Annotated in this window: 20 protein-coding genes and 1 pseudogene; 16 read left to right on the top strand and 5 right to left on the bottom strand. The window is 71.9% G+C overall.

Going from position 1 to position 17,972, the window contains the following annotated elements:
- Positions 1–257 precede the first annotated feature (257 nt).
- From OG272_RS04945 to OG272_RS04935, 3 genes and pseudogenes are all read left to right on the top strand, one after another.
- Positions 258–581: pseudogene (locus OG272_RS04945) on the top strand (hypothetical protein); the annotation flags it as partial.
- Between the two features lie 110 nt (positions 582–691).
- Positions 692–1,201, top strand: coding sequence for a hypothetical protein (locus OG272_RS04940; protein ID WP_326584780.1), 510 nt, complete (start codon positions 692–694; stop codon positions 1,199–1,201).
- Positions 1,202–1,356: 155 nt separating this feature from the next.
- Positions 1,357–1,554 (top strand): hypothetical protein, encoded by a 198-nt coding sequence (locus tag OG272_RS04935; protein ID WP_326584781.1) that lies wholly within the window; start codon positions 1,357–1,359, stop codon positions 1,552–1,554.
- A gap of 116 nt (positions 1,555–1,670) precedes the next feature.
- Here the strand turns inward: OG272_RS04935 and OG272_RS04930 are convergent, their stop codons facing one another.
- Positions 1,671–3,086, bottom strand: a complete 1,416-nt coding sequence (locus tag OG272_RS04930) for a DUF2252 domain-containing protein (RefSeq protein WP_327731057.1) — start codon at positions 3,084–3,086, stop codon at positions 1,671–1,673.
- A gap of 188 nt (positions 3,087–3,274) precedes the next feature.
- On the opposite strand from OG272_RS04930, the gene OG272_RS04925 reads away from it, so the two are divergent.
- The 4 genes from OG272_RS04925 to OG272_RS04910 all read left to right on the top strand — a co-directional run bounded on the left by OG272_RS04925 (position 3,275) and on the right by OG272_RS04910 (position 5,653).
- Positions 3,275–3,982: an HdeD family acid-resistance protein gene (locus OG272_RS04925; protein ID WP_327731058.1), complete on the top strand. Its 708-nt coding sequence runs from the start codon at positions 3,275–3,277 to the stop codon at positions 3,980–3,982.
- A 365-nt stretch (positions 3,983–4,347) separates the two neighbouring features.
- Positions 4,348–4,602, top strand: coding sequence for a hypothetical protein (locus OG272_RS04920; protein WP_327731059.1), 255 nt, complete (start codon positions 4,348–4,350; stop codon positions 4,600–4,602).
- A 115-nt stretch (positions 4,603–4,717) separates the two neighbouring features.
- The gene (locus OG272_RS04915) at positions 4,718–5,188 is read left to right on the top strand and encodes an SHOCT domain-containing protein (RefSeq protein ID WP_326584785.1); all 471 of its coding nucleotides are present in this window, start codon (positions 4,718–4,720) and stop codon (positions 5,186–5,188) included.
- Positions 5,189–5,218: 30 nt separating this feature from the next.
- Positions 5,219–5,653 carry a hypothetical protein gene (locus OG272_RS04910; protein ID WP_327731061.1) on the top strand — a complete coding sequence of 145 codons (435 nt, stop codon included), beginning with the start codon at positions 5,219–5,221 and terminating at the stop codon, positions 5,651–5,653.
- Positions 5,654–5,971: 318 nt separating this feature from the next.
- Here OG272_RS04910 and OG272_RS04905 read toward each other — a convergent pair whose 3' ends face one another.
- Positions 5,972–6,115: a hypothetical protein gene (locus OG272_RS04905; protein WP_405892644.1), complete on the bottom strand. Its 144-nt coding sequence runs from the start codon at positions 6,113–6,115 to the stop codon at positions 5,972–5,974.
- 129 nt (positions 6,116–6,244) lie between these two features.
- Between OG272_RS04905 and OG272_RS04900 the strand changes: the two genes are divergently transcribed.
- The 3 genes from OG272_RS04900 (at position 6,245) to OG272_RS04890 (ending at position 9,003) form a co-directional block, all read left to right on the top strand.
- Positions 6,245–6,667 carry a BlaI/MecI/CopY family transcriptional regulator gene (locus OG272_RS04900; RefSeq protein WP_405895983.1) on the top strand — a complete coding sequence of 141 codons (423 nt, stop codon included), beginning with the start codon at positions 6,245–6,247 and terminating at the stop codon, positions 6,665–6,667.
- A 390-nt stretch (positions 6,668–7,057) separates the two neighbouring features.
- Positions 7,058–7,468 (top strand): M48 family metalloprotease, encoded by a 411-nt coding sequence (locus OG272_RS04895; protein ID WP_405892643.1) that lies wholly within the window; start codon positions 7,058–7,060, stop codon positions 7,466–7,468.
- Between the two features lie 221 nt (positions 7,469–7,689).
- Positions 7,690–9,003: an LCP family protein gene (locus tag OG272_RS04890; RefSeq protein WP_326584790.1), complete on the top strand. Its 1,314-nt coding sequence runs from the start codon at positions 7,690–7,692 to the stop codon at positions 9,001–9,003.
- Positions 9,004–9,071: 68 nt separating this feature from the next.
- Here OG272_RS04890 and OG272_RS04885 read toward each other — a convergent pair whose 3' ends face one another.
- Positions 9,072–9,965 carry a DUF4394 domain-containing protein gene (locus OG272_RS04885; RefSeq protein WP_326584791.1) on the bottom strand — a complete coding sequence of 298 codons (894 nt, stop codon included), beginning with the start codon at positions 9,963–9,965 and terminating at the stop codon, positions 9,072–9,074.
- A 334-nt stretch (positions 9,966–10,299) separates the two neighbouring features.
- Here OG272_RS04885 and OG272_RS04880 point away from each other — a divergent pair, with 334 nt between their 5' ends.
- From OG272_RS04880 to OG272_RS04870, 3 genes are all read left to right on the top strand, one after another.
- Positions 10,300–11,544: a helix-turn-helix domain-containing protein gene (locus OG272_RS04880; protein ID WP_328222446.1), complete on the top strand. Its 1,245-nt coding sequence runs from the start codon at positions 10,300–10,302 to the stop codon at positions 11,542–11,544.
- A 68-nt stretch (positions 11,545–11,612) separates the two neighbouring features.
- The gene (locus OG272_RS04875; protein ID WP_328222444.1) at positions 11,613–12,233 is read left to right on the top strand and encodes a phosphoribosylanthranilate isomerase; all 621 of its coding nucleotides are present in this window, start codon (positions 11,613–11,615) and stop codon (positions 12,231–12,233) included.
- 161 nt (positions 12,234–12,394) lie between these two features.
- Positions 12,395–13,804: a cytochrome P450 gene (locus OG272_RS04870; RefSeq protein ID WP_328222442.1), complete on the top strand. Its 1,410-nt coding sequence runs from the start codon at positions 12,395–12,397 to the stop codon at positions 13,802–13,804.
- 7 nt (positions 13,805–13,811) lie between these two features.
- On the opposite strand, the gene OG272_RS04865 is transcribed toward OG272_RS04870, so the two are convergent.
- Together OG272_RS04865 and OG272_RS04860 are read right to left on the bottom strand one after the other, a co-directional pair.
- Positions 13,812–14,741: an amidohydrolase gene (locus OG272_RS04865; protein WP_328222440.1), complete on the bottom strand. Its 930-nt coding sequence runs from the start codon at positions 14,739–14,741 to the stop codon at positions 13,812–13,814.
- A gap of 10 nt (positions 14,742–14,751) precedes the next feature.
- Positions 14,752–15,003 (bottom strand): hypothetical protein, encoded by a 252-nt coding sequence (locus tag OG272_RS04860; protein ID WP_327731065.1) that lies wholly within the window; start codon positions 15,001–15,003, stop codon positions 14,752–14,754.
- A 297-nt stretch (positions 15,004–15,300) separates the two neighbouring features.
- Between OG272_RS04860 and OG272_RS04855 the strand changes: the two genes are divergently transcribed.
- From OG272_RS04855 to OG272_RS04845, 3 genes are read left to right on the top strand one after another with little or no spacing between them, the layout of a single operon-like run.
- The gene (locus OG272_RS04855) at positions 15,301–16,590 is read left to right on the top strand and encodes an ATP-binding cassette domain-containing protein (RefSeq protein ID WP_327731066.1); all 1,290 of its coding nucleotides are present in this window, start codon (positions 15,301–15,303) and stop codon (positions 16,588–16,590) included.
- Entirely contained in the window at positions 16,587–17,252 is a 666-nt protein-coding gene (locus OG272_RS04850; RefSeq protein WP_326584798.1) for an ABC transporter permease subunit, read from the top strand. Before OG272_RS04855 ends, OG272_RS04850 begins: the two co-directional genes overlap by 4 nt.
- Positions 17,249–17,938, top strand: a complete 690-nt coding sequence (locus tag OG272_RS04845; protein ID WP_326584799.1) for an ABC transporter permease — start codon at positions 17,249–17,251, stop codon at positions 17,936–17,938. Before OG272_RS04850 ends, OG272_RS04845 begins: the two co-directional genes overlap by 4 nt.
- Positions 17,939–17,972: the final 34 nt, after the last annotated feature.

Genomic DNA, 17,972 nt, shown 5'->3' with positions numbered 1-17,972 from the left:
CCGCCCAGCCAGAGCCTTGGTGTGGGCCAGGCGGTAGCGATGGCGATGGCGATGCGGTGCGCCGGGCGCGCGAGCTGCGGTCGGCATGTTCTGTTCACGGCTCCGACGGTCCGTGGTCACCAGCGGCGCGGTGGCAGCCTCGCCCGCAGCGGGTGAGGCGGCGACAGGGCTCCTGAGCTGCGATGGAGGTGGCGGCCGGTCGGCGGTGGTCGCTGCCCGGCCGGCGCCCACCGGCGTTCCGGGGCCGACTCGGCGAAAAGGCCGGGATCAGCTTCGTCCCCACCGACCGGGTGCGGACGGCCGCCGAGCGCGCCGGACTGCCGCCGTCCGAGGTCGACGCCATCGCCGACTCCTACGCGTCGGCCCGGCTGAACGGTCTGCAGGCGGCGATCCTCGCCACCGGCGGCATCACCCTCGCCGCCTTCCTGGTCACCGCGCAACTGCCGAGCGGGCGGACGGACCGTACGAAGCCGCCGGGGACGGACCGGCCGGAGCCGCCGGGGACGGACCGGCCGGAGCCGCCCGGGACCGGCGCCCCGGCCGTCGCGCGTCGCGCGTCGCTCGACGCACTCGGTCGGTGACCCGGACGGCGGGTGAGAACGGGGATCCGGCCGATCGCCGTCTCGGCCGCCAAAACCGGACGCGGGGGAAGCGCCGCTCGGCGCGCCGCCCCCGAGAGGAGGCCGCGACGATGTCCACCACCGGGCACGCCACGTCCCGCGCCGAGCGCCGGGCCCGTGCCGACTACACCGGCGGCGTCTACGGATCCATGCTCGCCTCCTCCGTGATCATCGGCGCCGGCGCCCCGGGGCCCTATCCCCGCCTGGAACTCGTCCTTCTGCTGCTGCTCACCGGCCTGGTGTTCTGGATCGCGCATGTGCACGCCCAACTGTTCGGTGCGCGGCTGGCGCACCGGGGTCTGGACCGCCGGGTGGTGCTGGAGGTGTGCCGCGACGAGTGGCCGATCGTCAAGGCCGCCGTCCCCCCGGCGGCCGCCGTCGCGGTCAGCCCGCTCCTCGGCCTCGATGTGTCGGGCGCCCTCTGGCTGGCGCTCTCGGTGGCCGTCGCGGGACAGGTGGGCTGGTCGGCGGCCGCGGCCCGCCGGGCCCACGCCTCGTGGGGGCTGATGGCCGCCACCGCCTCGGTGAATCTGCTGCTCGGCCTCCTCATCATCGGGTTCAAGCTCTATCTGACCCACTGACCCACTGACTCACTGACCCGCTGACCCACTGCCCCCTGGCCGCCTGACCCACTGACTCACCTTCCCGGGGTGAGGCCCGGCCGGTGGTCGGGACGGACGATCGCTAGGAGAAGGGGCGCAGCCCGCCCGCACCAGGCCCTGGGGGAACACCGCACATGCGCTACGAGATCCGCGTCGACGGACAGTTGTCGGAGGCGCTGACCAGAGCCTTCCCCGAGCTGGACCACGTGGTGATGTCCGGCCACACCGTCCTGTTCGGGCACGTCGTGGACGAGGCGCATCTGTACGGGCTGCTGGCTCGCTGCCAGTCTTTGGGCCTGCGGGTCCTGGAGATGCGCCAGCTGCCGGAGTGAGCCGAAGCCTGCACGCGGTCCGGCCCACTCCTGCACGCGGGTCCGGCCCACTCCTGCACGCCGGAGTGGGCCGGACCCGCGCGCCGCAGTGGGCCGGAGAAGGCCGTTTCGGTGTCTCAGAGGTTCTCGGCGTGGACCCTGCCCGTGTGGGCGGCGACGCCCAGCGCCTCGAAGTCCCGCTCGTTCCGGTCGGCGTAGGACTGCGCGAACTCGGCGAGCGCACGGTCGAAGCGGTCGCTGCCGCCCAGATAGGCGGCGATGGCGATGGGGTCGCCGGAGCGGGCGTGGGCCCGAGCCAGGCTGGCGCCGCACAGTCGCGCGAAGAGCCGCAGCAGGCCGGGATCCATGGTCTCCGGCCGAGCGATGCCCTTCCAGTCGCGCAACTGCCGTACGTAGAAGTCACGTTCGAGCCCGTCCAGACCGACGACGTGGGTCCAGCCCAGGAAGATGTCGCTGGTCGTCTGGATCAGCCGCTGCCCCGACACCACGCGGCGGCCCTGGTTGTCGTAGCTGTCGCCGCCGAGCTGGGCGGAGAGGACGGACTCCTGCGCCTCCTTGGCCTGCAGCAGCAGCGGGTCGGTGTCGTCGCGGCCGAGCAGGAGCACGATCCAGCAGCGCGTCCCCACGCTGCCGACGCCCACCACCTTCCGGGCGATGTCGACGACGTGGTAGTGGCGCAGCAGATGCCGGCGCTCGGACGACAGGGTCCGCACGTACTGGTCCAGCACGTTCTGGAGCTCCTTCTCCTGGCCCTCCGCGGCGGGGGCCGCCAGCAGGTCCCGGAGCGGTGTGATCAGTGGTGGGTCGGGCGCGATCAGCCGGCCCTCGGCCGTGACCCGGGTGAGTTTCTCGAAGGCCTGGAGATGGGTGCGTGTACGGGCCTTCGCCGTCGCCTCGGCGGTACGGCGTCTGCTCTCCTTGTCCATCGACGAGGCCACCAGCTCCCCCAACCGGTCGGCGTCGTCCTGCGCGTACCAGATGTCCAGGGTGCGCATCCCGGCGAACTCGCGCATCCGCCGCCGGTACGCCTTCACACACGTCCGCACCGCGCCGTTCTGCTCGTCGGCCGAGAAGCCGTTGGCCCGGCCCGCGATCGCGAAGCTGGCCGCCAGCCGCTTCACATCCCATTCGAACGGCCCGGGCAGCGTCTCGTCGAAGTCGTTGATGTCGAACACGAGATGGCGTTCGGGCGAGGCCAGCAGCCGGAAGTTGAGCAGATGGGCGTCACCGCAGAGCTGCACCGTCAGGCCGGTGTTGGGGAGAGACCCGAGATCCGACGCCATGATCGCCGCGGCGCCCCGGTAGAAGCGGAACGGGGACTCGAGCATGCGGCCGTAGCGGATGGGAACCAACTCGGTGAGCCGGGTGGCCGACTGACGCTCTATCACCTCGATCGGGTCGGCTCGCTCGTGGTCCTTGTCCGCCTCGAACCAGCCGTGGCAGGAGCGCGAGGCGCGCTTGCGCGCGTCCCGGCCGTACGCCGCCCTCTCGGCCACGGACAGCGACGCCGTGAATGCGCTCGATACGGTCATGACACGCACCTCCTGAACAGCCGGCCGGGCCCACCCCCACCCTCCCCGCCCCGGCGGTGCGCCGGGATCACCCGTCGGGGGTGATCCGGCGGCCGGCGGGTGGCGGGACGCTGGTCCGGTGAGATCACCGCACACCGCCGCGTGCCGGCGGTGCGGAAGCGGCCCGCTCGGCCGCGCGAGGAGGAGCCATGACCGAGTCCCATGGCCCGGCACCGCGTACCGGGGCGGACGACAGGCCCGGCGGCGCCGACGGAGTGCCCGGTGGGGCGGACCGCCGGCCCGGCGGGGCGGATCCCGGAGTGATGGGCGACCCGGCGGAGACGCTGGGGAGGGTCGGCCGGTCCTGGAAGTGGATCCTCGGCTCGGCGCTGGCCACGCTGGTGCCGGGCGTCATCGTCCTGGTCTGGCCGGACGGGACCCTGCACGTCCTCGCGGTCCTCATCGGTTTGTACCTGCTCGCGATCGGGGCGTTCCGTTTCGTCGACGTCTTCGCCCGGGAAGAGCGGGGCGAGCGGCTGTCCGGGCTGCTCCTCTCGCTGCTGTACGTCCTGGCCGGGGTGCTCTGCCTGAGGAACCCGCTGCAGACGATCGCCGCGCTCTCACTGATCGTCGGGATCGTCTGGCTGGCGACCGGCATCCTCACCCTCTACACCGCCCTCGCCTCCAGGGACCTGCCCCACCGAGGCTTCGTCCTCGGCGCCGCGGTGCTCGGCATCGTCGCGGGGATCGTGGTGCTGGCCCTGCCGACCGAGTCGGCGACGGCACTGACCCGGCTGCTCGGCCTGTGGCTCGTCCTGATCGGCCTGGCCGAGGCGGCGGTCGCACTCGCCTGGCGGGCCGCCCTCCACCGGGCGGGCCTCACGGGGTCCCAAGGGCAGGCCGCCGGAACCACCTGAGCCTGCCCTCGACCGGAGGACGAACCTCATGGTCTCGGGCAAGGACTCCACCGCCCCACTCCGGACCGGAAGACGGAACCGGCTCAGGCGGCGGAACCGGGCCGGGCGGTGCCGGCTCGTCCGGCGCGCGGCCGGACACACCCTGACCTCCGAGGAGCGCGCCGAGTAGGAGCGGCTCCGGCGGCACGCCGGCGTACGCCACCGGAAACTGCGCAAGGCGGGCGCCGCCGTCCTGCTGGTGGTCACCCTCCTGCTCGCGCCCCTCGCCGCCTCCTCCGTACGGCCCGGGGCGGGGCGCCCGCCGGGTGCGGGCCCTGGCCCGGACCGGCACCACGTCGGCCGGGCGGGCGCTGCGGAGCGCCGGGGTGAGCACCGGACAGTCCGGACGGCGGCTGGCCGCCCACCCCCACCCCCGGTGGACCAACGGCGTCGTCCTCGGGGCGGGCGCCCTGGCACTCGTCCTCCGGAACCGCCCCACGGTCGGCGCGGCCGTCCTCGTCGCCGTCCTCGTCGCCGTCCTGGTCATGGCCCTACTGGCGGTCGTGGCGGTACTCGCCGCCGCGGCGGACCCCGCGGCAGCCCCCGAGTCGGACGAGGCCGGGCTCACCCGCCCGGGGTGAGGCCGCCCGGCCCTTGCCGTGGGCACGCTGAAAACGGCGCCGAGCACGGCGCTGTGGGCGCGCCGCGAACGGCGGAGAACACCTGCCGGGCGGGCGCCCGGGACGGAGGAGAGACATGAGTGGTCAGACGTACCTCGCGTACGACTATCCGCTGCTGAGCGTTTTCTGGTCCATGCTGGTGTTCTTCCTGTGGATCATGTGGTTCGTGCTGCTCTTCCGGGTCGTCGTCGACATCTTCCGCGACGACGACATGAGCGGCTGGGCCAAGGCGGGCTGGCTGGCCTTCACCATCCTGCTGCCGTTCCTGGGCGTGTTCGTCTATGTGATCGCGCGCGGGAAGAACATGGGCCGTCGCGAGGTGGCACAGGCACGTGCGCAGCAGGCCGCTCTCGACTCGTACATCCGGGAGACGGCCCAGGGCGGGGACGGACGAGGCAGCAGTGTCGACGAACTCGCCAGGCTGTCCGAGATCCGCTCACGCGGCGACATCACGGACGACGAGTTCCGCCGCGCGAAGGAACTGGTCCTGAGCGGCCACGGAACCTCGGCGGGCGCGGGCACCGGCCCGTCCGCCCCGGGGCGCTGAGGGCACCGCACACGGAATCGAGGTATCGGTATGACCGCCACACACAGCGGGCACGTGCATCCGACCAAGCGGTCACGGCCCTTCGCCGAGGGGCTGACAGCCTTCGCCGCCGTCATGCTCATGATCGCGGGTGTCCTCGACGTCTGCCGGGGCATCATGGCCATCGCCGAGGACGACGTCTTCGTCGCCACCAGCGACTACGTCTTCCAGTTCGACCTCACCGGCTGGGGCTGGGTCCACCTCGCCCTCGGCGCCGTGGCCGTCCTCGTCAGCCTGGGTCTCTTCCAGGAGTCCCTGTGGGCGCGGGTCGCCGGCGTCGCCATCGCCGCCCTCATCATCATCGCCAACTTCCTGTCCCTGCCGTACTACCCCGTCTGGTCCATCGTGATGATCGCCTTCTCGGCCTTCATCATCTGGGCCCTGTGCGTGGCAAAGCGGGACGATTCCGGGGGCTCGCTCCGCTGACCCGGCGGCCGCGCGGCGAGTTCGCTCGGTCCGGACCCATCCGGACCCGTCCCTCCGGGCCCTGGCCAGCCGCGGGGCCCGGAGGGACGGGTCCTCGTTGCGGCAGCGGCAGCGGCGCGGGTGCGGCGCGGGTGCGGGTGCGGGCCGCGGTGCGACAGGGCCTGCCGCCGGGCCGGTCGAGTCTGGTCCGGTGGAGTGGGATGCGACGCGGGGGCAGGGTGTCCCCTCGGCGCCGTTCAGAACAGCGCGGTCGGCAGCCCCGGCCTTGACGGCGTCCCCCTCGTCGCCCCGCGTCTGGCTTCGGTCGCGTCCGTCCCATCACTCGCCGGTACGCCCGGCCCCGGCGGGCACGGCCGCGAGGTTGACCTTGACCGACTCGTCTTCGTCTTCGTCTTCGCCTTCGCCGTCACCGGCCGGGCCGGTGAGGTGGCTGTAGACGACGAAGCGCCCGTCGGAGAGCACCTTTGCGGAGGCGCGAGCAGTAGGCCGATGCGTCGATGTCGCAGTGCCCTGCCGGGATTCGGGATCTACAGAACTGTAGAAAGTGAGGGGCCCTGGGGCCGCTCTGCTTCTACAATTCTGTAGATCGTGATGTGGATACGATCGGGCACCGGAAGGAGACAGGGCGTGACGGACCAGCAGCGTCCCCGGCGGCGGGGGCAGGGCGAGCTGGAGGCACTCGTCCTGACAGCGCTGGGCGAGGCGGACGGCCCCGAGAGCGCGGGGTGGGTGCAGGAACGCCTCGGCGGAGACCTCGCCTATACGACGGTGATCACGATCCTGACCCGACTGCTGGCCAAGGGCGCGGTGACCCGGGAGCGCTCCGGCCGCTCCTTCGTGTGGACCCCGGCCTCCGACCAGGCGGGCCTGGCCGCGCACCGGATGCGCCGGGTCCTCGACGGCGAGCGCGACCGCGAGGCCGTGCTGGCCAGTTTCGTCACCTCCCTGGAGCCGGATGACGAACGGCTGCTGCGCGAGCTGCTCGATCGGGCGAAGGGTGAAGGGGACGGCTGAAGCGTCGGGGACGGCGCTGAAGTCTCGGGGACGACCGAACCCTCGGGGACGACCGAAGCCCCATGGGGTGTTCGTCTCGCTGCCGCTGGGCCTGCCGCTCACGGCGTGGCCGGGGTGATGGCGGTGTGCGGCACGGTGCGTCCGGGCCTGGCGATGGTGGTCAGCACAGGCCCAACTGCCCGCAAACCGCTGCCGGATGGCTGGTCCGACCCCGAGGTGCGCGCGGTGGTGCCGTCCGACGCGGTCGCCGGTCGGCCGGCCATCCCGCGTTGCTCGCCGCGCTGTTGGCGCCCGTGGCCGGACCCTGCGGCGGCACGGGCGGGTGCGCCGCAGCGCCACCGGGGCCCTGGCCGGACTGCCGGACACCGAGGTGGCCGTACTGCTGAGGAAGTGCCGTACGCGTACATCCCGCCGGAGCGGCGCCGCGACTGTGTGGTGGCCGCCAAGGTCATGCTGTCGTGCCGGGAACCGGCCGAGCGGCGCGCGCTGTTCGCCCATGAGCGTGCCCATCTCGTCGCCCGACACCACCGGTTGCCGCCGACCGTCCGGCCGCGCGCGATCGGCCGGGCAGCGCTCCTGTCCGTCGCCTCACCGGTGGCCACGCTCGCCGGCTTCGAGGCGTCGCGCCCGGTGCCGCGCCGCGTGGCGGCCCTGCTGGGCCCGGCGCCCGCGGTGGCCGACGGCCGTCGCCGTTCGCCTCGGTGGGGCCGGCAGGCGTGGGGCGCGGCCGTGTCGGTGAGGTCATCGGCCGCCTCGGCCGGGACGGTGGCCCTGATTCCGTACGCTGCGACCCCTCTGTGACGTCGGTGGGCGCGGGGCGTGATGAGACGTGTGTGGCGCCGATCCGTATATCTACATGCATGTAGAGTCCTGCGGGTTCGGTGATCACAACTACCGGACGCCCAGGGGGTAGTCGACCGGCCGGATGCGGCCGAGGTGGGGGAAGGCCGGTGAGCGGTACGGGAAGGCGGCGCGCGGGTGCCGTGGGCGGGGGGACGCGGCTGACGCGGCGGGGCCGGACGGTGAGCTGGTTCGCCGGCGGCGCGGCCGTGCTCGTCCTCGGTGTCGGAGGTGTCGGCGCCTGGGTCTACAAGGACCTGGACAACAACATCACGGGCGCCGACGTGGACGGCAAGCTCGGCGGGGACCGACCGGTCAATCTCAGCCCGGGTTCGAAGAACATCATGGTCGTCGGCTCGGACAGCCGTGACGGGGCGAACGCGAAGTACGGCAAGGACCTGACCACCATGCAGTCGGACACGCTGATGGTGCTGCACATCCCCGCCAACCGCGAATGGGCCACCGTGGTGTCGTTCCCGCGTGACTCGTGGGTCGAGATAGCGGCGTGCGACAAGGGTGACGGCAGCTCCTCCGGTCCGCATCTGGCGAAGATCAACGAGGCGTTCGCGATCGGCGGTACGAGCGGCGAGGTCGCCGGCGCGGCCGCCTGCTCGATCAGGACGGTCGAGGCCAACACCGGTCTGCGCATCGACAGCTTCATGTCCGTCGACTTCCAGGGCTTCAAGGGGATGGTCGACGCTCTGGAGGGCATCGAGGTCTGCCCCGAGCAGGCCATCTACGACGAGAACGCCCTGCTCGACATGAAGGCGGGCTGCCAGACCGTCAAGGGCGAGACGGCGCTCGGCTACGTACGGACCCGCTACGCCGTCGGCGACGGCTCCGACATCGGGCGCATCGGCCGCCAGCAGGAGTTCATGGAGGCCCTGGCCGCCAAGGCCAAGTCCAAGCTGACCAGCCCCACCTCGCTCTACGACTTCCTGCAGTCCGCCACCAAGTCCCTGACCACGGACGAGGATCTCGCCGGTATCGACCCGCTCTACGACCTCGCCTCCGAGCTGAAGGGCATCCCGAGCGACCGGCTGACGTTCCTGACCGTCCCCAACTACCCGCGCGAGGCCGACGTCCCCGCCGACAAGGCCAACATCGTCTGGCAGTACCCGCAGGCCGCCGACCTGTTCACCTCCCTCGCAGGCGACAAGGAGGTCGACAAGAAGCGGCTGCAGGCACAGGCCAAGAACGACCTGATCTACGCGTCCACCGTGCGCGTCCAGGTCCTCAACGGCACCGGTGTCAACGGACGCGCCGCCGCCGTCGCCGAGAAGCTGCGCGCGGCCGGCTTCACCGTCGTCGGCACGGGGAACGCGCCCGAGAACACCGACGCCACCACGGTCGCCTACCCGGCCGACCTCACCAAGCAGGCGAAGGTTCTCGCCTCGCGGCTGCCCGACGCCAAGGCCACGCGGTCCGCGGACGCCGCGGCGGGCGTGGTGACCCTGGTCGTGGGGTCGGACCTCGACCTGGAGAAGATGCGGTGACGTGACGGGGCTCCGGCTCGCCGCGGTCCGGTCGTGGCCGGTCCGCGGCGAGGGTGAGGTCCGTGGGGTCAGCTGCCGGTGAGGGAGATGGCCACGTCCGTGATGTTCAGGGGGAACTTGGACTTGGCGGCATCGTTCACGAGGGTGGTCTGCCCGGTGAAGACGTTGACGCTGTAGAGGGAGGGCGTGCTCGCGCCGTAGGGGGTGAGGGTGGCGAAGGCGGCGTTGTCGACCGTCTTGCCGCCGCTCAGGGTGCTGTAGATGTCCATGCCGGCGTTGATCTGGGCGTCGATGCCGAGGCTGCCGGTCGCGGCGAGTGTGCCGTTGTTGGCCGGGGACTGGATGACGACCTGGTCGCTGGTCGTGTTGATGTCGAACAGCGTGGTCGCGGTGGACCCGTCGAGGTCGTTGTTCGTGTAGGCGGCGGCGGAGACGCCCTTGGTCGTGCCCTCGATCGGCGGGGTGGTGAGGTTGACGTCCTGGATGGTCGTGTGGTCGCCCAGGTTGTGCCGCAGGTTCTGTCCGTTGTCGCTGATCACGCGCAGCCGGTCGGCCGCCGGGTTGAAGTCGACACCGAAGTTGGTGCCGTTCAGCGCGTACTGCAGCTGGGACACCTTGGTGACCTCGACGTCCTGGGTGGTGGCCGGCGGGTACTTGATCGTGTAGATGCCGCCCTTGTTGCCCACGCCGTACAGCACGCCGTTCTGCACCCGGAAGTCGATGCCGATCAGGGCCGTGTCGCCGCTGAGGCCGGTGATGGCCCGCACCCAGTTGAGCACGTCCGGCCGGTCGGTCGTGAACGTGGCCATCAGGGTGCCGTCGCCGCTGATTCCGTACGCGCGCAGGCTGGGGGCGGCGGCGGGGGCGGCCGATCCGGTGCCCGGTGTGCCGAGCATGAGCGCCGTCGACGTGACCGCGACCGCCATCGCCGCCGTGATTCTCTTTCGCGTGCCTGCTTTCATCGGAGTTTCCCTCCCGTTCGGGCGAGCGCCCTTGTGTGGCGCCTGACTGAGGTATTTCGGTACCCGTGCCCGTACTGATTGCCGGAGCCCTTCCGGAGTCGCACCGGAATGATTGGCCTCGGTCTTCCCCCACGGGCGTGTACGCGGCTCTCATTAAGGCTGTTTTACGACTCCTCCACAAGCGGAAGGGGTGACGGGAACGCCCTGATCCGGGAATTTTGCGCACTGTGACAAAAACCCTGTCGGCATAGTTGCCGCCGATTTATGCGGAGTGATGAACGCCGTCCGGATCTCGTCTGTCGGCCGGTTCGTCCGGAATGACATGCTCGCGTCCATGGGGAGCCTCTTCGCCGAACTGGCCCGTCAGGCGTCGACCAACGCCCGCCGGGAGGTAGAGACGTACACACGCGAGATCCCGGAGTTCGGGTTCCTGGACAAGGACCCCCGGGCGCGGGCCGAGACGCTGGACCACTCGGTCTGGTTCCGCCACCGGACCGTCGAACTGTCGCCGGACAACAGCGAGTTGAGCAGCAACGATCTTGGCTACATCGCGTCCATGGGCGAGCTGCGGGCCGGTGCGGGCATGTCGCTCGACGCACGGCAGCGGGTGCTGCGCGTGCACACCGCGCTCATGCTGCGCGAGATCAACGAGGCGACCGACGCCCAGCGCGGCGGCGGTGTCGACGAACTCATGCGGATGATGACCTGGTTCGCCCCGCAGGGCGAGCGCGGCATCGGCGCCTACCGCCGGGGATTCGTACGCGTACTGCGCCGCCGAATGCCGTACACCGAGCAGGTCGCCCTGCTGGCCCGGTCATTACTGAGCGGCGATCCGATATCGGCGGAACTCGCCGCGGCCGTCGACATGGAACTACCGGATTACTGCGCGGTGACCGTGTTCCGGCTGCCGGACCCTCCCACCGTCGACCGTTTCCTGGAAAACGAGATCGAAACGCTGGTGAAGAGTCACCGGGTGCCGGTCATGTGGGGGCCGGAGGACGCCGACGGGAGCGGTGAGCTGATCGCGCTGGTTCCCCTGAATTCCGGCGCCGCGGAAGCGGAGAACGTACCGGCGCACGCCGTTCCCGACCTCTTACCCGATCTCGCCCCCGACCACCTGCCGGAACTCGTACGGGACTTCGCCCGGGCCCTCGGCCGCCCGTGCGCCGTCGGCACCGCCACCGCACCGCTGCCCGAGCTGGCCGAGGCCCTGGACCGGGCTCGGCGGATCGGCCGGGCGGCCCCGCTGCGGCGCGCCTCCGCCCGGCTGCGGCCGCACGCCCTGGCGGACGTCTTCGTCGAACTCGCCGTCTCGGACGTGCCGTTCGTCGACGCATGGCTGCGCTCGCTGGCCCGCAGGCTGGACTCCGGCCCGGACCTGCTGGTCACCCTCGACGCGTACTACCGCCACGACATGCACCGCGGCGCCACGGCGACCGCCCTCAACGTCCACACCCGCACACTGGACTACCGCCTGCGCCGGGTACGGGAACTCACCGGCATCGACCCGGGCTCGACCCGGGGCGTGCGGACGCTCAGCGCGGCCGTCACCCGGCGTCTGTCGGGGGCGTGGCGCTGACCGGGCCGGTCGAGCCGGAGCGGGTGGCCGCCGTCCCCGGGCCGACGCCGATACGGCAGGCTGGGGCCGTGAGCAACTCCAGGGACTCCCTCTTCATCAAGATCTGCGGTCTGAAGACCGAGCAGGACGTCGACACGGCCGTCGAGGCGGGCGCCGACGCCATCGGCTTCGTCTTCTCGGCCAGCCCGCGCCAGGTCGACGCCGCCACCGCCGCACGGCTGAGCCGCCGCGTGCCGGAGCACGTCCTGACGGTCGGGGTCTTCCGCCAGGAACCCCTCGACGGCGTGCGGTCCCTGGCCACCGAGTCGGGGATCCGGGCGATCCAGCTGCACGGCCCCGAGGACCGCGCCTACTACGACGACCTGGCGACCGGCGACTGGACCCTGATCCGTGCCGCGGCGTTCGGCGACTCGGTGCCGCGCTGCGGGGAGTTCGGTGAGGACATGCTCCTCCTCGACGCGCCCGTCCCCGGCTCGGGCATCGCCTGGGACTGGGCGAGCAAGCCGCTGGCGGCCGCCGGGGAGAAGTGGCTCCTCGCCGGTGGCCTCACCCCGGAGAACGTGCGCGACGCCGTCGCCGCCACCGACCCCTGGGGCGTCGACGTCTCCAGCGGCGTGGAGCAGAGCCGAGGCGTCAAGGACCCCGGTCTGATCAGGGAGTTCGTCAAGGCCGCCCGCGCCGGGAGGTGACGGGCGGCGGTGCCGCCGCCGTGTCCACCTCTGTGAGTCACGGGGCCGGAGCTGTGAGTGGTGATGCCCGGCGTTCCCCCGGAAGTGACCCTGGGGTAGGGTCCCCACGTTCCGGCTACCGACTGAAGGTGGGCCGGTACGGGGAGTGTCGGAGGGGCGGCATGGTGAGGGAAACCCAGTCGGGTGAGGGCGTGTCCGTGGAACTGGACGGTGCGGGGTTGGAGGCGATGTCTCCCGAACCGCTGCTGACCCGGGACTACGAGACGCGCCCGTCGTTGGTGTACGAGCGGCTGAGGCAACGGCACGGCGCGGTGGCGCCGGTCGATCTGCTGGGCGTACCCGCCTGGCTGGTGCTGGGCTACCGCGAAGCGCTCCAGGTGCTCCAGGACGACGACGGATGGCCCAAGGGCCTGGAGAACTGGCGGGCCAGGACCGAGGGCAGGGTCCCGGCCGACTGGCCGCTCGGTCCCTCCCTGGAGGTCAACCACGTACTGATCCAGGGCGGACCCGGCTACCGGACGCTGCGGACGGCGTGGGACCAGGCGCTCAAGCCGTTCCAGGACCCGCGCAACCCCCAGGCCAAACGGCTCAAGATGGCCGTGACCGCCTACGCCGACGAGCTGATCACCTTGATGGGCGAGGCCGGCGGCACGGGGCTGGCGGACCTGTCCGCCCAGTTCTCCCGGCCCCTGCCGCTGATGGTGGCCAGCCATCTGCTCGGCTTCCCCGGTTCCCAGGGCGACGACGCCCTGATGGACATGTGGCGGGTACTGGACGCGGGACCCGACGCGGGGCCGGCCCTGGACCGGCTGCTGGGCGCGCTGGCGGAACTGGCGGAGCTGAAGCTGAAGTCGCCGGGCGAGGACTTCCCCTCCTACCTGTTGGCCGCTCACCCGGACCTGTCGCTCGACGAGCTGGCCCGCGAACTGTTCATGCTGCTCGGCATGACGTCCGACCACGTCGGCATTCTCATCTCCAACACGGTCGTCGAGGTCCTCTCCGGCGAGGACAGCGTGCGGGCCAGCCTCTCCGCCGGCATGGTCCGGGAGGCCATGAACCGGGTCGTCATGCGCAAGCCGCCGCTGGTGAACTTCGTGCCGAGGTTCGCGGCCAGGGACACCCAGCTCGGCAACTACACGATCCGCGCGGGCGACCCGGTCTGGGTCTCCTCCGCCGCGGCGCACGCCGACCCGCTCTTCGCCGACCACGTGGCACCCAGTACGACGACGGTCAGCACCCGGGCGCACCTGTCCTGGGGCGCGGGCCCGCGCCAGTGCCCGGCACGCGAACTCGCCTCGACGGTCGCCGCCGTCGGAGTGGGCCGGCTGTTCGAGCGTTTCGCCAACCTGGACCTCGCCCTCCCCGTCGACCAACTGCCCTGGCGCTCCTCGCCCTTCATGCGGGGCCTGCGTTCACTGCCCGTGCGGTACGAACTCGCGCCGATGCCCGAACGGCCGCCGGTGGACGACCCGGCGGCGGGTGCGGCGCGGCCGGTGACGCCGGACGTGTCCGCCCGGCAGCGTTCCTCGCTGTGGCGCTATCTCACGGGGCTGATCCGCTCCGGCCGCTGACGGACGGTCACCGTGCTCCGGGCGTACCGGCGTGCCACTCCGTCCCGGTGAGCAGTCGCCGTGGATTGGCGATGCGGAAGGCGTACGCCGCCGCCCCGCCCAGGCCGAAGCCGGGCTGTTGCGGGGGCTCGGCGTAGGGGCGGTCGGAGCCCTGGACGACGGCGTCCACGCCGAGGGCGCGGACCACCGCTTCGACGGCGGTCGGTCCGTAGGAGGACGTCTCGACGAAGACGCCCGGGTCCACCCCCGCGTCGCTCCCGCCGCCGCGGGCGGCGAAGCGCTCCCCGTGGAGCGGGGCGAGCCCGGCCAGCAGGGCGAAGCACACCCGAAGACGGGGGTGACGGGGCCGACCGTGGGCGCGGAAGGCGAACCAGGCGGAGTGCATCTGCTGCACGTAGGGCACCATCGCGGGCCACCAACCGGGCCCCTCGGCGCCGCCGGGCGCGGGCCCCGGGTGGACGAACAGCGGGAGGCCGCGTTCTTCGAGGAGGTCGAGGAGCGGGGCGCAGCGGGCGTAACCGGCCGCGTCGGCAAGGGCGTTCGCCGGGAGCTGGAGGCCGACGAAGCCCCGGTCGAGGTCCTCGGCCGTCGCCTTCGCGTCGACGTCCCGTACGCAGGCGGCGGCCCAGGCGCCGAACGGCTCGGGGAGCGCGGCCGAGCCGTCGTGGTAGGCGTCGAGCAGGGGGCGTGCCTCGGCCGCGGGCAGCCACTCCACGCCGATCGGGGAGGAGAGCGAGACGAGGGCCAGGCCGAGGCCGTCGGCGCCGGCGAGGTCCGCACGACGGGCGGTGTCGTGGTCGGCGGGCGGGATCTCGTAGGGCGGCTCCCCGTCGAGGAACAGGGTCCAGCCGTCCAGGAACGGTGGTTCGCGGCGTGCGCGCAGGGCCGTCACCAGCGAGGGGGTCCACAGATGCTGGTGCACGTCGCAGTTGGTCATGCCGTTCCTCTCACAAGGCCGACGCTTCCCCGGTCAGGGCGCGCGGTGTGCTCCGGACGTCGTCGGATTCCAGGATGGCGTGGCGCACCGCCTCCACGTCCACCCCGCACGGCCGGTCGTCCTCCAGGCGGGGAACAACTTCCCGGATCGCGCGCCGCAGGAACTCCGGTCCCCGCCCCAGTGCGGCCGGTGCCGCCGTATCCACCGCCTGCGCGGCGACCACGGCCTCCACGGCGAGCAACCGCCGCGGCCGGGCCGGCATCGTCGGCAGCCGCCGGGCGCCGAGCGCCGCGTTGGTCGAGTCGTCCTCGACGGCCGCCGCGCCCTGACGGGGGTCGGCGGAGACCGACGCGGTCTGCGCCAGCGCCGGCGCGAGGGTGTCGAGGGCGAGGGCCAGGGCACCCTGCCCGGAGGGAGCGCAAAGGGTGGAAGCTGAATGATCTGGACATTTCCGGTCCGGCTTGGTGTGAACGTAACGTGCCGTTCACGGAATCCCATTGACTGTCATTCAGTCACCGACGACTCTGAATGGCCATATGCAGTCGGGTAAGGGGCAGTCTTGATCAGATTCGACGCGGTGAGCAAAAAATATCCCAACGGCACGACAGCGGTGGACGACCTGTCCCTGGAGCTGGCCGAGGGTGGCATCACGGTCCTGGTCGGTCCTTCCGGCTGCGGCAAGACCACCACCCTGCGCATGATCAACCGCATGGTGGAGCCGACCGACGGCACGGTGAGCCTGCGCGGCCGGGACATCAGGGAGGTCAACGCGCCGGAGCTGCGCCGGGGCATCGGATATGTGATCCAGCACGCGGGGCTGTTCCCGCACCGCACCATCCTGGACAACATAGCCACCGTTCCGCTGCTGTTGGGGTGGGGCAAGAAGAAGGCGCGGGCCCGGGCGGCGGAACTACTCGAACTGGTGGGCCTGCCCGCCGAGATGGCCAAGCGCTACCCGAACCAGCTCTCCGGCGGGCAGCAGCAGCGCGTCGGGGTGGCCAGGGCACTGGGCGCCGACCCGCCGGTGCTGCTGATGGACGAGCCGTTCAGCGCGGTCGACCCGATCGTGCGGGCGGAGCTGCAGGCCGAGTTCATCCGGCTGCAGAAGGAGTTGCACAAGACGATCGTGTTCGTCACCCATGACATCGACGAGGCGATCAAACTCGGCGACAACATCGCCGTGTTCCGCACGGGCGGCAAGCTCGCCCAGTTCGACACCCCCGAGCGGCTGCTCGCCCGGCCCGCCGACGACTTCGTGGCCGACTTCGTGGGGCAGGACCGGGGCATCCGCCGGCTCTCCTTCGTCGACGCGGCCGAACTGCCGCTGCGCGACGGCCCGGTGCTGTCGGCCACCTCTCCCGTCGCCGAGGCCAGGGCGGTGGACGCGCCCTGGGTACTCGTCGTCGACGACGCCCGGCGCCCCCTCGGCTGGGCCGCGACCGACGCACTGCCGGACGCCGGCACCCTCGCGGACGCGCCCCTGGTCCCCCTCGGCCACACCTTCAGCCTCGTCGGTGACTCGGCACGGGCCGCCCTCGACTCGGCGCTCCTGTCACCCGCCCGCCTCGCGGTGGCCGTCGACGCGGAGGGCGCCGTCGCCGGAGTCGCGGACGCCTACGAGCTGTCCGCCGGCGCCGTCGCCGCCGAGCGGTCCGCGGGGGCGACCGCCGCCGGGTCCGCCGAAGACGCGTCGGCAAAGGGCAAGTCGACGGCGACCGCGCCGACCGAGTCCGCGCCGACCGAGTCCGAGCCGACGGGCCCCGCGCCCGCTGGGTCCGCGCCGGCCGAGTCCGCGTCGCCCGTGGACAAGACGGCCTCCGCCGACACCCCGGGCGGCGGTGACCGATGAGCGACGACGAACCGCTGGTCCGGTGGCAGTGGATAGCCGATCACACGGCCGAACTCGCCGAGTACACCGGCATCCATCTCCGACTCGGCCTGCTGCCGGTGCTGTTCGGGCTGATCATCTCCGTGCCGCTCGGCATCCTGTGCCACCGCTGGCGCTGGCTCTACCCGCCCGTGCTGACCGTGTCGAACATCCTGTACTCGATCCCGTCCCTCGCCCTGTTCATGATCTTCGTCCGCTACACCGGGCTGACCGAACAGACGGTGATGATCCCGCTGACGCTCTACACCCTGTCCGTACTGGTCCCCAACGTGGTCGACGGCCTCGCCTCGGTCCCCGAACCCGTCCGGCTCGCGGCCACCGCCATGGGATTCGGCGCCGTACGCCGGGTCGTCCAGGTCGAGTTGCCCATCGCCGTACCCGTCGTCATCGCCGGTGTCCGCGTCGCCGCGGTTTCGTCCATCAGCCTCGTCGCCGTGGGACAGCTGATCGGCCAGGGCGGCCTCGGCTACTACATCACCCGCGGCCTCCAACTCGACTTCCCCACCCCGATCGTCACCGCGATCGTCCTGATCATGCTGCTCGCGCTCACCACCGACGCGCTGCTGGTCCTGGCGCAGCGGCTGCTCACCCCGTGGTCCCGGAACAAGGTGACGTCGGCATGAACGATTTCCTGAACCAGATGGAGCTCGTGGGGGACTGGCTGACGTCCTCGGCGCAGTGGCACGGAGACGAGGGCATCCCGCGACGACTCGTGGAGCACCTCACCTACAGCGGACTGTCGTTGCTGTTCGCCGCCCTCATCGGCCTGACGTTCGGACTGCTCGTCGGACACACCGGCCGTGGCGCCTTCGCCGTGGCCAGCGTGGCGAACCTCGCCCGCGCGATCCCCACCTTCGGCCTGGTCGTCCTCGTCGTCACGCTCGCCGGGCTCAGCACCACGCCCGTACTGGTCGCCCTGGTGGCGCTGGCGGTCCCGCCGATCCTCATCAACACCTTCGAGGGGGTACGGGGCGTGGACCCCGCCACCCGGGACGCCGCGCGCGGGGTCGGCATGACCGAGTGGGAGATCCTGACCCGGGTCGAGGTGCCGATGGCGCTGCCGCTGATCCTCCTCGGACTGCGGGTCGCCGCGATCCAGGTCGTGGCCACCGCGACCGTCGCCGCCTACCCCGGTCTCGGCGGCCTCGGCCGCTACATCGTCGACGGACTCTCCCGCAACGACTACGGGTTGGTCATCGGTGGTTCCACCGTCGTCGTCGCCCTCGCGCTCGTCGTCCAGATCGCGTTCACCGCGCTCCGGCGCGCCGTCGTCTCGCCGGGCCTGAGGGTCTCGGCGTCGAAGTCCTGAATCCCCGGATCCCCGGATTCGTGGATCCCCGATC

It is taken from the genome of Streptomyces sp. NBC_00104 (assembly GCF_045160825.1).
Lineage (GTDB): Bacteria > Actinomycetota > Actinomycetes > Streptomycetales > Streptomycetaceae > Streptomyces.
The sequence above is the reverse complement of the archived record's forward strand: the minus strand, read 5'-3'. Positions and strand labels throughout refer to the sequence as shown.

Coding starts and splice junctions, on each gene's coding strand:
- OG272_RS04940 (WP_326584780.1), top strand. CDS start 692: ATGTCCACCACCGGGCACGCCACGTCCCGCGCCGAGCGCCGGGCCCGT.
- OG272_RS04935 (WP_326584781.1), top strand. CDS start 1,357: ATGCGCTACGAGATCCGCGTCGACGGACAGTTGTCGGAGGCGCTGACC.
- OG272_RS04930 (WP_327731057.1), bottom strand. CDS start 3,086: ATGACCGTATCGAGCGCATTCACGGCGTCGCTGTCCGTGGCCGAGAGG.
- OG272_RS04925 (WP_327731058.1), top strand. CDS start 3,275: ATGACCGAGTCCCATGGCCCGGCACCGCGTACCGGGGCGGACGACAGG.
- OG272_RS04915 (WP_326584785.1), top strand. CDS start 4,718: ATGAGTGGTCAGACGTACCTCGCGTACGACTATCCGCTGCTGAGCGTT.
- OG272_RS04910 (WP_327731061.1), top strand. CDS start 5,219: ATGACCGCCACACACAGCGGGCACGTGCATCCGACCAAGCGGTCACGG.
- OG272_RS04900 (WP_405895983.1), top strand. CDS start 6,245: ATGTGGATACGATCGGGCACCGGAAGGAGACAGGGCGTGACGGACCAG.
- OG272_RS04885 (WP_326584791.1), bottom strand. CDS start 9,965: ATGAAAGCAGGCACGCGAAAGAGAATCACGGCGGCGATGGCGGTCGCG.
- OG272_RS04880 (WP_328222446.1), top strand. CDS start 10,300: ATGGGGAGCCTCTTCGCCGAACTGGCCCGTCAGGCGTCGACCAACGCC.
- OG272_RS04870 (WP_328222442.1), top strand. CDS start 12,395: ATGGTGAGGGAAACCCAGTCGGGTGAGGGCGTGTCCGTGGAACTGGAC.
- OG272_RS04865 (WP_328222440.1), bottom strand. CDS start 14,741: ATGACCAACTGCGACGTGCACCAGCATCTGTGGACCCCCTCGCTGGTG.
- OG272_RS04860 (WP_327731065.1), bottom strand. CDS start 15,003: ATGCCGGCCCGGCCGCGGCGGTTGCTCGCCGTGGAGGCCGTGGTCGCC.
- OG272_RS04850 (WP_326584798.1), top strand. CDS start 16,587: ATGAGCGACGACGAACCGCTGGTCCGGTGGCAGTGGATAGCCGATCAC.
- OG272_RS04845 (WP_326584799.1), top strand. CDS start 17,249: ATGAACGATTTCCTGAACCAGATGGAGCTCGTGGGGGACTGGCTGACG.